The organism is Streptomyces xinghaiensis S187 (assembly GCF_000220705.2).
GTDB classification, from domain to species: Bacteria; Actinomycetota; Actinomycetes; order Streptomycetales; family Streptomycetaceae; genus Streptomyces; species Streptomyces xinghaiensis.
On record NZ_CP023202.1, the window covers coordinates 2035545 to 2049493 of the forward strand.

10 protein-coding genes are annotated in these 13949 nt (G+C 74.6%); 3 read left to right on the forward strand and 7 right to left on the reverse strand.

Translation table 11 applies throughout. The features are described 5' to 3' along the window. Positions 1–36 precede the first annotated feature (36 nt). Entirely contained in the window at positions 37–972 is a 936-nt protein-coding gene (locus SXIN_RS08570) for a 2-hydroxyacid dehydrogenase (protein WP_039822153.1), read from the reverse strand. A 142-nt stretch (positions 973–1114) separates the two neighbouring features. Between SXIN_RS08570 and SXIN_RS08575 the strand changes: the two genes are divergently transcribed. The 3 genes from SXIN_RS08575 (at position 1115) to SXIN_RS31495 (ending at position 4144) form a co-directional block, all read left to right on the forward strand. Beyond that, the gene (locus SXIN_RS08575; protein ID WP_095757974.1) at positions 1115–2224 is read left to right on the forward strand and encodes an aldo/keto reductase; all 1110 of its coding nucleotides are present in this window, start codon (positions 1115–1117) and stop codon (positions 2222–2224) included. A gap of 343 nt (positions 2225–2567) precedes the next feature. Further along, complete coding sequence (locus SXIN_RS08580; RefSeq protein ID WP_019706271.1) at positions 2568–3707, forward strand: PQQ-dependent sugar dehydrogenase; 1140 nt, start codon at positions 2568–2570, stop codon at positions 3705–3707. 263 nt (positions 3708–3970) lie between these two features. After that, complete coding sequence (locus SXIN_RS31495; RefSeq protein WP_019706272.1) at positions 3971–4144, forward strand: DUF6191 domain-containing protein; 174 nt, start codon at positions 3971–3973, stop codon at positions 4142–4144. 137 nt (positions 4145–4281) lie between these two features. Here SXIN_RS31495 and SXIN_RS32730 read toward each other — a convergent pair whose 3' ends face one another. The 6 genes from SXIN_RS32730 to gatA all read right to left on the reverse strand — a co-directional run bounded on the left by SXIN_RS32730 (position 4282) and on the right by gatA (position 13947). After that, entirely contained in the window at positions 4282–7515 is a 3234-nt protein-coding gene (locus SXIN_RS32730) for a helix-turn-helix transcriptional regulator (RefSeq protein ID WP_272951801.1), read from the reverse strand. 31 nt (positions 7516–7546) lie between these two features. Then, positions 7547–7789, reverse strand: a complete 243-nt coding sequence (locus SXIN_RS08590) for a hypothetical protein (protein WP_095756814.1) — start codon at positions 7787–7789, stop codon at positions 7547–7549. Positions 7790–7954: 165 nt separating this feature from the next. Next, positions 7955–10408 carry an MMPL family transporter gene (locus tag SXIN_RS08595; protein WP_019709899.1) on the reverse strand — a complete coding sequence of 818 codons (2454 nt, stop codon included), beginning with the start codon at positions 10406–10408 and terminating at the stop codon, positions 7955–7957. 287 nt (positions 10409–10695) lie between these two features. Beyond that, a complete protein-coding gene (gene gatB, locus SXIN_RS08600; protein ID WP_019709900.1) occupies positions 10696–12204 on the reverse strand; it encodes an Asp-tRNA(Asn)/Glu-tRNA(Gln) amidotransferase subunit GatB in 1509 nt (502 codons plus the stop codon). A gap of 13 nt (positions 12205–12217) precedes the next feature. Then, positions 12218–12457 carry a hypothetical protein gene (locus SXIN_RS08605; RefSeq protein ID WP_019709901.1) on the reverse strand — a complete coding sequence of 80 codons (240 nt, stop codon included), beginning with the start codon at positions 12455–12457 and terminating at the stop codon, positions 12218–12220. Continuing rightward, the gene (gene gatA / locus SXIN_RS08610) at positions 12454–13947 is read right to left on the reverse strand and encodes an Asp-tRNA(Asn)/Glu-tRNA(Gln) amidotransferase subunit GatA (protein WP_019709902.1); all 1494 of its coding nucleotides are present in this window, start codon (positions 13945–13947) and stop codon (positions 12454–12456) included. The genes SXIN_RS08605 and gatA overlap by 4 nt, the downstream gene beginning before the upstream one ends. Between the last annotated feature and the right edge of the window lie 2 nt (positions 13948–13949).

Below are 13949 nucleotides of genomic sequence, written 5' to 3' on the forward strand. Positions count from 1 at the left end.
GCGCCTCCCCCCGGCCCGCCCCGGCCAGCGCGGGCCTCACGCCTCGGCCACCACGTTCTCCAGCGGCTCGGCCGCGGCGAACCTCTCCAACTGGGCCCGCAGCAGCCGCTCGGCGCGGGGCAGGAAGGCGGAGGTCGGCCCGCCGACGTGCGGGGTGATGAGCACTCCGGGGGCGTGCCACAGCGGATGACCTGCGGGCAGCGGTTCGGGGTCGGTGACGTCCAGGGCCGCGGACAGCCGTCCGGAGGAGGTTTCGGCCAGCAGGGCGGCGGTGTCGACGACGGGGCCCCGGCCGACGTTCACGAGCAGCGCGCCGTCCTTCATCCGGGCCAGGAATCCCGCGTCCGCCAGACCGCGGGTCTCGTCGGTGAGGGGGGTGACCAGGATCACCACATCGGCCTGGGGGAGCAGTTCGGGCAGTCTCTCCATCGGATGCACGGGACCGCGCGTGGTGGTGCGGGCGGAGCGCGCGACGCGTGTCACCCGCGCACACTCGAAGGGCGTGAGCCGGTCCTCGACGGCGCTGCCGATGGACCCGTAACCGACGATCAGCACGTGCTTGTCGGCGAGCGCCGGCCGGAATCCGGTGCGCCACTCCCCCGCCTCCTGGGCCCGGACGAAGGAGGGGATGCCCCGCAGCGAGGCCAGGGTGAGCGTGAGCGCCAGTTCGGCCGTACTCGCCTCGTGCACCCCGCGGGCGTTGCACAGCAGGGTGCCGGGCGGCAGTCCGGGCAGGGCCGGCAGGACGTGGTCGGTGCCCGCGGTCAGCGTCTGGACGACCCGGAGGGAGGTCATCTCCTTCAGCGGCCGGACGCAGGTCTCCGCGCTCTTCATGTACGGGACGCCGTAGAAGACGCAGCGGGCCGGGTCACCGGGGAAGGCGGCTTCGCCCTCCCAGTGGAGATAGGTGAAGTCCCCGGGAAGTCCGTCGATCTCGGCGGGCGGTACGGGCAGCCACACGTCGGAAGTCATGGCCAGGAGCCTAGGCGACGGCGCCCGGACGACAGAGGTTACTGTGCTGCGGGGGCGGTCGGCCCCTGGCCACGGCACACGGACCACGGCCCCTCCCGGGCGGGGGCGGGCCTCGCGGGGCCCAGGAGGGGTGCGGAACCAGGTGGAGCGCAGGACGATCGGCGCGGGGGCGCTCTCGGTGGGGTCCGTGGGGCTCGGCTGCATGCCGATGAGCTGGGGTTACACCACCTCCCAGCAGAACGGGGAGAGTTCGCTGCGCGCCGTGCACGCCGCCCTCGACCGCGGCTGCACGCTCCTCGACACCGCCGACATGTACGGGCCGTTCACCAATGAGCTGCTGGTGGGGCGGGTGCTGAAGGAGCGGCGCGCGGACGCCTTCGTGTCCACCAAGTGCGGGCTGCTGGTGGGCGAGCAGCACATCGTCGCCAACGGCCGCCCCTCGTACGTGAAACGGGCGTGCGACGCCTCGCTGCGGCGGCTGCAGACCGAGGTGATCGACCTCTACCAGCTGCACCGGGCGGATCCGGAGGTTCCGGTGGAGGAGACCTGGGGCGCGATGGCGGAGCTGGTCTCCGCCGGGAAGGTCCGGGCGCTGGGGCTGTGCGCCGTGGGGGCGCGGGCCCCGCGCCGGCCGGAGTGGCGCGGGCAGCGGGCCCGCCGCCGGGAGCGCGGCGGCACCGGCGTCCAGGGGGCACCGGCCGTCCCGGGGACCGCCGGGGCGGGGACCGGGGCCCAGGGGGCCGCGGAGGCGCCGGGGATGCACGACACGACGCTGCGGCAGCTGGAGCGGGTGCAGCAGGTGTTCCCGGTGAGCGCCGTGGAGGCCGAACTCTCGGTGTGGTCGCGGGAGGCGCTCGCCTCACTGGTGCCCTGGTGCGAGGCGCGGGGCATCGGTTTCTTCGCGGCGATGCCGCTGGGGAACGGCTACCTCACCGGCACCCTGACGCCCGGTGAGGGCTTCGAGCCGGACGACGTACGGGCCCGGCACCCGCGGTTCACGGCGGAGATGATGGCCGCCAACCAGCCGATCGTGGCGGGACTGCGCCGGGTGGCCGCCCGGCACGGGGCCACCCCGGCCCAGGTGGCGCTGGCCTGGACGCTGACCCGGGGCCGCCACGTGGTGGCGCTGCCGGGCACCAAGAAGGAGCGCTGGGCGCTGGAGAACGCGTCCGCCGCCGAACTGGCGCTCACGGAACGGGACCTGGCGGAGATCGCGGAGCTGCCGGCCGCGCAGGGCTCCTGGGAGGACTGAACGGGCGGGGCGGCTCCGGCGGCCGCCCGGTTCCGGTACGGGCGGCGGCCCTCCGCCGCGCCGGGCTCCGCGCCACGGCGCGGGCCCGGGGGCGCGAGCGGTGGCGGTGGGGTGGTGGCGGTGACGGCGGCGGTTTCGGTCCGACGGCGGTCGCGGAAGCGGGGCCCCTTTCGTCGTGGCCCGCGGGGCCGTTGGTGACGGACGGTCCGGCGGCCCGCGTTACGGTCCGCTCCGGCGGGGAACCTGAGGGGGCGCGGGGCGGTTGAGCAGGTGTGCGGTGGACCCGCCCCGCCGTACCGGACCCGAACGGAGAGGACCGCAAGCTGTGCGCCGACGTCCCGCTGTGACCGTATCCGCCGCGCTGGCCGCGGCCGCGCTGGTGTTCACCGCTGGCTGCTCCTCCGAGGACGGCGGCTCCGGCGACCGTACGGGCCCGCCCCCCGCCTCTTCGGGTGACGGGTCCGCCGATCCCTCCGCGTCCGCCTCCCCGCCTCCGGCGGAGGGGTCCGTGAAGGTGGTGGAGACCGTGGCGGAGGACCTGGACACTCCGTGGGGGCTGGCCCCGCTGCCCGGCGGCGACCTGCTGGTGTCCTCCCGCGACACCGGCAAGATCTTCCGGATCGCCGCGGACAGCGGGGAGAAGACCGAGATCGGCACGGTTCCGGGGGTGGCCGCGGCGGGCGAGGGCGGGCTGCTCGGTATCGCCGTGCCGAAGGACGAGGAGATGGTGTACGCGTACTTCACCACCGCCTCGGACAACCGGATCGTGCGGATGCTCTACTCCCCGGACAAGCCCGAGGGCCGCCAACTCGGCGCTCCGGACACGGTCTTCAAGGGCATCCCCAAGGGGGTGGTCCACAACGGCGGCCGGATCGCCTTCGGCCCGGACGGGATGCTCTGGGCGGGCACCGGGGAGAGCGGCGAGGAGGGTCTCTCGCAGGACAAGGACTCACCCGGCGGCAAGATCCTGCGGATGACCCCGGACGGGGAGCCGGCGCGCGGCAATCCGGAGTCCGGCTCGGCCGTCTACTCCTGGGGCCACCGCAATGTGCAGGGGCTGGCGTGGGACGCGGAGAAGCGGCTCTGGGCCTCCGAGTTCGGCCAGAACACCTGGGACGAGCTCAATCTGATCGAGGCGGGAAACAACTACGGCTGGCCCGAGGTGGAGGGCAAGGGGGGCGGGGAGCGCTTCACGCAGCCCGTCGAGCAGTGGAGGCCCGAGGAGGCCTCGCCGAGCGGTATCGCCGTGGCCAAGGGCTCCGTCTGGATGGCGGGCCTCCGGGGCGAGCGGCTCTGGCGGATTCCGCTGAACGGAACCCGCCCGGTGGCCGAGCCGCAGGACTTCCTGGCCGGTGAGTACGGCCGGCTGCGGACGGTCGTCGCCACGGACGACGGTGATCTGTGGCTGGTGACCAGCGAGACCGACGGCCGGGGCTCCCCCGGGGAGAACGACGACCGGATCCTCCGGCTCGAGGTCTCCTGACGGTCCCGGTCCCCGGCAGTACCCCGGGCTCCCGTGGCCACCGGGCCGCGTACCGCCGGGGGCCTCCCCGCCGCTCCCGGGCTCCTTGGATGCTTAGCGTTCACCGGGACTCCCGGCGCGTCCCCGGGCGCCCGCCCGGACGCGCGGGCGAGGGCCGTACGGGCGGTAGATCGCGGGTGGTGCGCGGCGGGGCTGGGTCGGTCACCGCGGGGCGGACTCCCGGGCGGGAGACTCCGAGCGGGACCGACGATGGGGAGGCGCTGATGTTCAACGCCCTCGAAGAGCTGTTCACGCCCGGCCGGGCGCACACCGAGGAGGAGCGCAACCGCCTCGAACTGGTCGTCCAGGACGCCGGGGACTCCGATCCGGGCCGGGGGCCGGTGGACCTGGCCTCCGGCCGCGTACTGATCCGGCCGCCCCGGAGCGGTACGGCCTGAGCCCCGGCCGGTCCGGCAGGCCCGGCCGGCCCTGGCTCGTCCCCGCCGCTTCCGCCCGTCCGCCGGGCCCCGCCGCGTCCGCCGGGCCGCGGGCTGGGGCCTGCGAGCTGGGGCCTGCGGTTCACGTGCTCCGGCCCTCAGCGCGCGTGTTCCGGATCGGGCTCGGCGAACATCCGCGTCCGGTGGGCGAAGGCCGCCGCCTCCCCGCGCCCGGACACCCCGAGTTTGGCCAGGATGTTCGAGACGTGGACGCTGACGGTCTTCGGGGAGATGAACAGCTCGCCGGCTATCGCGCGGTTGCTGTGTCCCGCCGTCACCAGCCGCAGGACGTCCCGCTCCCGTGGGGTCAGCCCCAGCTCGCCGGCCGGGTCGCACGCTTCCCGGGGGGCGGGGACGGCGGTTTCCGCCGGGGCCTCCGGTCCGGCGCCGGGCAGCGTGAGCCGGGCCCGGCGGGCGAGCACGGCGACGTCCTCGCGGAGCGGGCGGGCGCCGAGCCGCAGCGCGGTGGCGTGCGCCCGCGCCAGCAGACCGGCGGCCGTCCTCCGGGCCTCCTCGCGGCGCTCCTCGCGCACCTGCCGGCCGGGGCCGTCCTCCCGCTGCCCCTTCCCGCCGGCGCCCTCGTGGGGACCGGTGGAGCCCAGGAGCGCCTCGGCCCAGCGGAACCCCAGACAGGCGGACACATACGGATAGCCATATGGCTCGAAGGCCCGTACCGCCTCCTCCCACAGGACGGGGGCGTGCCGCCCCCGGGCACGGGCCAGTTCGGCGTCGAACCTCCGGGACCAGGCGGCCCAGAGCGGTGAGCGGTGTGCGACGCCCCGGGCGGAGAGCCGCAGCCGCTCGACCAGCTCCCGGTGGACCGCCTCGTCGGTGCCGGGCAGCCCGCGGCTGTCGGCGGCCATCGCGGCACCGGCCACCAGGAGCTGCCAGACGTACGGCTCCTGGCCGAGCAGGGGCAGCAGGCCGAGCGCGCAGTCGAGCGCGGCGCGGGCCTCGCCGAACCGCCCGGCGGCCGCCGCCCGGCGTATCTCGGCCTCGGCGAGCGGCAGTTCGTACTGCGGCTCCATGTCGTTCCGGCCGAGGTGGGAGCGGCAGGCGGCGATGAGTCCGGGCACCCGGTCGTACGCGCCCCGGTCCAGGGCGAGTCCGGCATCGTGCAGCGCGATCGAGGCGAGCGAGCGGGAGCTGTGGACCCGGCCGCGGTACTCGTCGAGCACGGCGGCGGCCTCGTCCCACTCGCCCAGGGCGAGCAGCGCCTCGGCGAGGTTGCCCGCTGTGAAAGCGGCGGCGTTGTGCAGGCCGTGCCGGTGCAGTACGGCGATACCCTGCCGGGCCGCCTCGACGGCCTCCGCCGAACGACCCGCCTTGTGCAGCAGGTCGACGAGATTGCCGTGCACCCGCCCCAGTACCCGGGGGAAGGGGCGCCGGTCCACCTCCTCGCGGACGGCGTACATCTCGGCGATGCCCCGTTCCTCCTCGCCGGCGCCGGCCCGCAGCCAGGCGAGCGTCACCCGGCCGGAGAGCCGCACCTCCTCGGCGCCCACCAGTCCGGCCAGCTCCACGGCACGCTCGGCCAGCGGCAGGGTGTCGGTGCCGGAGACGTGCATGCTGTGCCAGGTGGCGGCGAGCGCCAGGACGTCGGCGTGCACGGCGGACGGCGGCAGGCCGCGGACCAGCTCCTGGGCCCGGGCGATCTCGGCCCAGCCGTCCCCGCGGCCCATGCCCGTCATCAGCTTGGAACGCTGCATCCAGAACCAGGCGGCCCGGACCGGGTCCTGCCGCTCGTCGACCAGCTTCAGCGCCTTCTTCGCGAGGGTCAGGGCGCGTTCCAGGGATTCGTCCCACCGGGCCGCCACCACGGCCTCGGCGAGCAGGTCGAGGAAGTGCGGGTGGCAGCCGGGCCGCTCCGGTTCGCAGCCGCAGGCGGGGTAGGACTCGGGGTACCCGAGCTCCGGCAGCTGTTCCCGCTGCTCGGGCGGGACCTCGTCCCACAGCTCCATGGCCCGTTCCAGCAGCTTCAGCTTCTCGGCGTACGCGTGCCGGCGGCGGGCCTCGCCGGCCGCGGCGAGCACCGCGGGCAGGGCCTTGGCCGGTTCGTGCGCCCGGTACCAGTAGCCGGCGAGCCGGGCGGCCCGCTCCTCGGCCCGCACCAGCGAGGGATCGGCCTCCAGCGCCTCGGCGTACCGGCGGCTGAGGCGGGAGCGCTCGCCGGGCAGCAGATCGTCGAGGATCGCCTCGCGCAGCAGGGCGTGCCGGAAGCGGTAGCCGTCGCCCTCGTCCGTGGGGACCAGGACGTTGGCCCCCACGGCGACGCGCAGGGCCTCGATCAGCTCGTCGTCGTCCGCGCCCGTCACGGCGGCCAGCAGGGCGTACTCGACGGTGGTGTTGCGGGCCGCGGTGCGGACGATGCGCTGGGCGGGTTCGGGCAGCGCCTCGACCCGGACCAGCAGCAGGTCGCGCAGCGAATCGCTGAGGCCGCAGGAGGCGTAGTCGCTGGTGGCCAGCTCCTCGACGAAGAACGGGTTGCCCTCGGAACGCTCGAAGATCTCGTCGGCGAGGCGGCGGTCCGGTTCACTGCCGCGGATGCCGGTGAGCTGGCGGCGCACCTCCTCACGGCTGAGCCGGGGGAGTTCGATGCGGCGGACGGTGCGCAGCCGGTCCTGTTCGGCGATGAAGGGGCGCAGCGGATGGCGGCGGTGGATGTCGTCGGCGCGGTAGCTGGCGAGCAGGACGAGCCGGGAGCTCTGGAGGGAGCGGAAGAGATAGCCGAGCAGTTCGCGGGTGGAGCGGTCGGCCCAGTGCAGGTCCTCGATGACGACGACCAGGGTGCGGTCGGCCGCGAGCCGCTCCAGGAGCTGGGCGGTGACCTCGAACAGCCGGGCGCGGCCCTCCTGGTCGTGGCTCTCCCGGGCTCCGGTGCCGTACCCGGCGGCGTGGGCGCCGTTCGGGTGGGGGCCGCCGCCGTGCGCACCGGGGGCGGGCGGGGGCTCGGGCGGTGCCATGTCGGGGAGGAGCCGCGCGAGGTCGGGCTCCCGGCCGGCGGCGGCCCGTTCGAGATCGGCGCCGAGCTGCCGGTGGAGGGCGCGCAGAGCCGTGGCGAAGGGCGCGAACGGCAGTCCGTCCGCGCCCAGTTCGAGACAGCCCCCCACGACGGTGACGGCTCCCTCCCGCCGGGCGAGGGTGAGGAACTCCTCCAGCAGCCGCGTCTTGCCCACTCCGGCCTCACCGCCGACGAGGAGGGTCTGCGGTTCTCCCGCGGCGGCACGGGAGAGCGCGCCGGTGAGCGTGCCCAGTTCGCCGGCGCGGCCGACGAACACGGGGCTGATGGCGGTGACTTCCACGCCGTACAGCATCGCACCGGGGTCCGACATCGGGGCACCGCTTTTCTCGCCGGGGCGCCGGTCAGGCGCGGTGGGCGGGGGCGGATCCGCCCGGCCGCCGGGTGCCGGACGCGGCCGGACGCCCGGTGGCCGGACGCCCGCCGCCCGGGGAAGGGGCGTCCCGGTCGCCGCCGGGACGGCCGGAGCGGCGCGCGGCCCGGCGGGCGGAGCGGCGGGCGCTGAGGACCTGCCGGACGAGCCGGCGCTCGGCGGCCTCCCGGAGCAGTTCCGCCTGCTGGATCCGGTGGAGTTCGTAGTCGAACATGCGGGGCTCCCCGTTCGAGGGTTCGGTGGTGTGCCTCCACCCTCGTTCTCCGGGGAGTCCCCCCGCATCGGGACGCTGCCCGATCTTCGCCGGGACCGGGGCCTTAGGCCGCGTGGTCCCGCGGCCCCGGCGGATGCGGCCGCCGTCTCCGCCTAGGGCATCCTGCTAGGGCGTCGCGCCGGGTGCGGCGGGCCGGGCTGCCACGGAGGTCCTCCCGGCCGGTACGGGAACGGCCGTGTCGGCGGGGTGCCGCGGGCCGGGGATGCCCGGTTCCGGCACCGGCGGGGTCTCCGGTGTGCCGGGGCCCCGCGGCTCGTCGGGCTGCCGGGGCCCGTCCTCGCCCGGACCGCCCGGGCCCTCCGGCCCTTCCGGCCACTCCGGCTCCTGCGCCCGGTCCTGCTCGTGCTCCTCGTCGTCCGGTGCCTCGATGCTGATCCGGGGCAGCAGCCGGTCCAGCCACCGCGGCAGCCACCAGTTGACGCCACCGAGCAGGTGCATCAGCGCCGGCACCAGCAGGGTGCGCAGGACGAAGGCGTCGAGGGCGACGGCCGCGGCGAGCCCGATGCCGAACATCGCGATGATCCGGTCGCCGGTGAGGACGAAGGCCCCGAACACGGCGATCATGATGACGGCGGCGGAGTTGATCACCCGGCTGGTCTCGGCGAGCCCGACCCGGACCGAGCGGCGGTTGTCCCCGGTCCGGCGCCACTCCTCGTACATCCGGCTGACCAGGAAGACCTGGTAGTCCATGGAGAGCCCGAAGAGCACCGACACCATGATCACCGGCAGGAAGGGCTCGATCGGCCCGCCGGCGCCGAGGCCCAGCAGCTCGCTCCCCCAGCCCCACTGGAAGACCGCGGTGACGATCCCCAGGGACGAGGTGACGGCCATGACGTTCATCAGCGCGGCCTTCAGCGGTATGCCGACGCTGCGGAAGGCGAGGAGCAGCAGCAGGCTGCCGGAGGCGATGACGGTGCCGATGAAGAGCGGCAGTTTCGCCGTGATGACGGAGGCGAAGTCGTCGTAGCCGGCGGTGGGGCCGCCGACGTGGGTGCGCAGGCCGGTGCCGTCCTGGGCCTCGGGGAGCACGTCGCCGCGGAGCCGCTCGACGAGTTCGGAGGTGGCGGTGTCCTGCGGGGAGGTCTCGGGGACGACGGTGATGACGCCCGTGCCGCCGTCGCGGTCGGTGGTCGCGCCGGTGACGGCGGCGACGCCGTCGGTGGCCCGCAGCTCGCCGGGCAGCTTGTCGAAGGCGGCCCGGTCGGCGGGGCCGCCGATCTCGGAGACCAGGGTCAGCGGGCCGTTGGTGCCGGGGCCGAAGCCGTCGGCGAGCAGGTCGTACGCCTGCCGGGTGGTGGAGCCGGCCGGGTGGTTGCCCTGGTCGGAGGTGCCGAGATGGAGGCCGAGGGCGGGCAGCGCGAGGACCGCCATGACGGCGACCGCCACGGCGCCGAGGATCCGCGGATGCCGCTCCACGAAGGCCGACCAGCGGACGGCGAACCCGGTGGCCTGCTCGGGCTCGGGGCCGTGCTCGGCGAGCCGGCGGCGCTCGCGGCGGCTCAGCGCCCGGTGGCCGATCAGCTTCAGCAGGGCCGGCAGCAGGGTGACGGAGGCGGCCACGGCGAGCAGGACGGTCAGCGAGGCGGCGACCGCGACGCCGTTGAGGAACTCCAGCCGCAGGACGAGCATGCCGAGCAGCGCGATGAAGACCGTGCCGCCCGCGAAGACGACGGCGCGCCCGGAGGTGGCCACCGCCCGGGTCGCGGCTTCGGTGACGGACAGGCCCCGGCGCAGGCCGCGGCGGTGCCGGGTGACGATGAACAGCGCGTAGTCGATGCCGACGCCGAGGCCGACGAGCAGCCCGAGCATGGGGGCGAAGTCGGCGACCGGCATCAGATGGCCGAGGAGGCCGATGCCGAGATAGCCGGTGCCCACGCTGACCAGGGCGGTCGCCAGGGGCAGGGCCATCGCGGCGAGCGAGCCGAAGGCCAGGAGGAGGACGACGGCGGCCACGGCCAGTCCGACGAACTCGGCGGTGTGGCCGCCGGTCTCGCCGGGCTTGGCGATGGCGGAGCCGCCGGTCTCGACCCGCAGTCCGCTCTCCTCCACGGCCCCGGCGGACTCGGAGGCTCCGCCGGATCCGGCGGCCTCGGCGGGCCGGGGCGACTCGGCGGCCTCGGCGGTGGCCACGAGCCGCTCGGCCTGTGCCGCTCCGGTCTCGCCGGAGGCGGCGTCGAAGGCGACGGTGGCGTAGGCGGTCCGGCCGTCGGGGCTGATGCGGCCGGTGTCGTCGGGGCCGTAGGGGCCGCTGACGGAGCTCACGTCGGGGAGCCCGGCGATCTCGTCGAGGGTCGCGGTCATCCGCTCCTCGACCGCTTCCGCCCGTACGGTCCCGCGGTCGGTGTGCCAGACCACGGTGGCGCGGTCACCGCCCTGTCCGGGGAAGTTCTTCTCCATCAGGGCCGCGGCCCGTCCGGATTCGGTGCCGGGGATCTCGTAGTCGTCCGTGAAGGCGGAGCCGGCCAGGGTGGAGGCGAGGGCCGTCCCCCCGAGGGCGAGCAGCCAGACCAGGATGACGACGAAACGGCGCCGGATGCACCAGCGGGCCAGAGCGGCCATGTGGAGGAACTCCCTGGGTGCGGGGACAGCGCCGATCGGAGCGGATAACACCCCAAAGAGCACTGGATGGGCGTTTTCCACTCTCACAGGAGAGGGAGATCAACAGGGCCTCTGTGCGGCAACTCACAGGGCTGCGGTGAACCGGGTCACACGGCTCCGACCAGGGAATACGCCGACCGGCGGGGCGGCCGGAAGCGGGCGCACGACGAAGGGGCGGCCCTCCTCTCGGGAGAACCGCCCCTCACCGGACGCCGCCGGGCAGGGCCCGGCCGGGGCCGGGCGTCCCGTCAGTCCTGCGGAGCCAGCCGCTCCAGGATCAGCTCGCGGACCCGCGCCGCGTCCGCCTGGCCCCGGGTGGCCTTCATGACCGCGCCGACCAGCGCGCCCGCCGCCGCGACCTTGCCGCCGCGGATCTTGTCAGCGATGGCCGCGTTGCCCGCGATGGCCTCGTCGACCGCCGCGCCGAGCGCGCCCTCGTCCGAGACGACCTTCAGGCCGCGCTTCTCGACGACCGTGTCCGGGTCGCCCTCACCGGCCAGCACGCCCTCGATGACCTGGCGGGCCAGCTTGTCGTTGAGCGAGCCCTCCGCGACGAGCGCCGAGACCCGGGCGACCTGCTCCGGGGTGATCGGCAGCGCCGTCAGCTCGACGCCGTCCTCGTTGGCCCGGCGCGCCAGCTCGCCCATCCACCACTTGCGGGCCTGGTCGGCCGGGGCGCCCGCCTCGATCGTGGCGAGGATCGGCCCGATCGCGCCGGCGTTGAGCACCGACCGCATCTCGTGGTCGTTCAGGCCCCACTCCGCCTTGAGCCGCTGCCGCCGCAGCCGCGGCAGCTCGGGCAGGCCGGCCCGCAGCTCCTCGATCCACTCCTTCGCCGGGGCGATCGGCACCAGGTCGGGCTCGGGGAAGTAGCGGTAGTCCTCCGCCTCCTCCTTGACCCGGCCGGGGGTCGTGGAGCCGTCGTCCTCGTGGAAGTGGCGGGTCTCCTGGACGATCGTGCCGCCGGTGGAGAGCACCGCGGCGTGCCGCTGGATCTCGAAGCGTGCGGCCCGCTCGACGCTGCGCAGCGAGTTGACGTTCTTCGTCTCGGAGCGGGTGCCGAAGGTCCCGGTGCCGTGCGGGCGCAGCGACAGGTTGACGTCGCAGCGCATCTGGCCCATCTCCATCCGGGCCTCGGAGACGCCGAGGGCCCGGATCAGCTCGCGCAGCTCGGCGACGTACGCCTTGGCGACCTCGGGGGCCCGCGCGCCGGCGCCCTCGATCGGCTTGGTGACGATCTCGATCAGCGGGATGCCGGCCCGGTTGTAGTCGAGCAGGGAGTGGACGGCGCCGTGGATGCGGCCGGTCGCGCCGCCGACGTGAAGGGACTTGCCGGTGTCCTCCTCCATGTGGGCGCGCTCGATCTCCACCCGGAAGACCTCCCCGTCCTCCAGTTCGACGTCCAGGTAGCCGTTGAAGGCGATCGGCTCGTCGTACTGAGAGGTCTGGAAGTTCTTCGGCATGTCCGGATAGAAGTAGTTCTTCCGGGCGAAGCGGCACCAGGGGGCGATCTCGCAGTGGAGCGCGAGGCCGATCCGGATGGCCGACTCGACGCCGGTCGCGTTGACGACGGGCAGCGAGCCGGGCAGGCCGAGGCAGGTCGGGCATGTCTGCGTGTTGGGCTCGGCGCCCAGGGCGGTGGAGCACCCGCAGAACATCTTGGTGGCGGTGCCGAGCTCGACATGGACCTCCAGGCCCATGACGGGGTCGTAGGACGCGAGGGCGTCCTCGTACGACACCAGTTCAGTGACGGTCACGGACTCTTCCCTCTCAGCCCAGCAGGACGTCGTCGTCGCCGAGGCGGCGCAGCTCGCGGACGAGGACGGCCACACCGGTGACGATGGCGGCGGCGGAGAACACCGCGTCGGCCAGCATCAGCGTGTCCTTCTCGCTCCGGGCGGTCTTCACCTGCTTCAGCACGCTCACGGCGCCGAAGAGTGTGGTGCCGATGGACAGATAGGTACCGGCCTTGGACTTCTTGAAGCCCTTGGCCTTGGAGAGATTGCTCATAGTGCGGGTGCCTCCTCCAGCAGCGGGTGCCCCCAGCGGGCGGTGAGCGCGGCCTCGACCGCGGCGCCGACCCGGTAGAGCCGGTCGTCGGCCATGGCGGGCGCGATGATCTGCAGGCCCACCGGGAGCCCGTCCTCCGGCGCCAGGCCGCAGGGCAGGGACATGGCGGCGTTGCCGGCCAGGTTCGTCGGGATGGTGCACAGGTCGGCGAGGTACATGGCCATCGGATCGTCCGCCCGTTCGCCGATCGGGAAGGCGGTGGTCGGGGAGGTCGGCGAGACCAGCACGTCGACCTGCTCGAACGCCTTCTCGAAGTCCCGCGTGATGAGGGTGCGGACCTTCTGCGCGGAGCCGTAGTACGCGTCGTAGTAGCCGGAGCTGAGCGCGTAGGTGCCGAGCATGATGCGGCGCTTCACCTCGGCGCCGAAGCCCGCCTCACGGGTGAGGGCGGTGACCTCCTCGGCGGAGCGGGTGCCGTCGTCGCCGACGCGCAGGCCGTAGCGCATGGCATCGAAGCGGGCCAGGTTCGACGAGCACTCCGAGGGGGCGATCAGGTAGTACGCGGCGAGCGCCTTGTCGAAGGAGGGGCAGGAGATCTCGGTGACCTCGGCGCCCAGCTCGCGCAGCAGCTCCACGGACTCCGTGAAGCGCTGCATCACGCCGGCCTGGTAGCCCTCGCCGGCGAACTCCTTGACGACGCCGACCCGCAGGCCCTTCACATCGGCGCTGCGGGCGGCCTCGACCACCGGCGGGACCGGCCGGTCGATGGACGTCGAGTCGAGCGGGTCGTGCCCGGCGATCGCCTCGTGCAGCAGGGCCGCGTCCAGGACCGTGCGGGCGCAGGGGCCGCCCTGGTCGAGGGAGGAGGAGAAGGCCACCATGCCGTAGCGGGAGACGGCACCGTAGGTCGGCTTGACGCCGACGGTGCCGGTCATGGCGGCGGGCTGGCGGATGGAGCCGCCGGTGTCCGTGCCGATGGCCAGCGGGGCCTCGTACGCGGCGAGCGCAGCCGCGGAGCCGCCGCCGGAGCCGCCGGGGATCCGGGTGAGGTCCCAGGGGTTGCCGGTGGGGCCGTAGGCGCTGTTCTCGGTGGAGGAGCCCATCGCGAACTCGTCCATGTTGGCCTTGCCGAGGACGACGATGTCCGCGTCCCGCAGGCGCTGTACCAGCGTCGCGTCGTACGGCGGCAGCCAGCCCTCCAGGATCCTGGAGCCGACGGTGGTGGGGACGCCCTCGGTGGTGAAGATGTCCTTGAGCGCCAGCGGGACGCCGGCCAGCGGGCCGAGCTTCTCGCCGCGCTCGCGCTTCTCGTCGACGGCGCGGGCCCGGGCCAGCGCGCCCTCGCGGTCGACGTGGAGGAAGGCGTTCACCTTCTCGTCGACGGCCTCGATCCGGGCCAGATGGGCCTCGGCCACCTCGACGGCGGTGAGGGTGCCGGAAGCGATGGCGGCCGCGGTCTGTGCCGCGGTCAGCCTGGTCGGGTCGGTCATGG

What these genes read in the sequence shown, in the direction of transcription:
- SXIN_RS08570 (WP_039822153.1), bottom strand. Translation starts at nt 972, where the DNA reads ATGACTTCCGACGTGTGGCTGCCCGTACCGCCCGCCGAGATCGACGGA.
- SXIN_RS31495 (WP_019706272.1), top strand. Translation starts at nt 3,971, where the DNA reads ATGTTCAACGCCCTCGAAGAGCTGTTCACGCCCGGCCGGGCGCACACC.
- SXIN_RS32730 (WP_272951801.1), bottom strand. Translation starts at nt 7,515, where the DNA reads ATGTCGGACCCCGGTGCGATGCTGTACGGCGTGGAAGTCACCGCCATC.
- SXIN_RS08590 (WP_095756814.1), bottom strand. Translation starts at nt 7,789, where the DNA reads ATGTTCGACTACGAACTCCACCGGATCCAGCAGGCGGAACTGCTCCGG.
- SXIN_RS08595 (WP_019709899.1), bottom strand. Translation starts at nt 10,408, where the DNA reads ATGGCCGCTCTGGCCCGCTGGTGCATCCGGCGCCGTTTCGTCGTCATC.
- SXIN_RS08605 (WP_019709901.1), bottom strand. Translation starts at nt 12,457, where the DNA reads ATGAGCAATCTCTCCAAGGCCAAGGGCTTCAAGAAGTCCAAGGCCGGT.
- gatA (WP_019709902.1), bottom strand. Translation starts at nt 13,947, where the DNA reads ATGACCGACCCGACCAGGCTGACCGCGGCACAGACCGCGGCCGCCATC.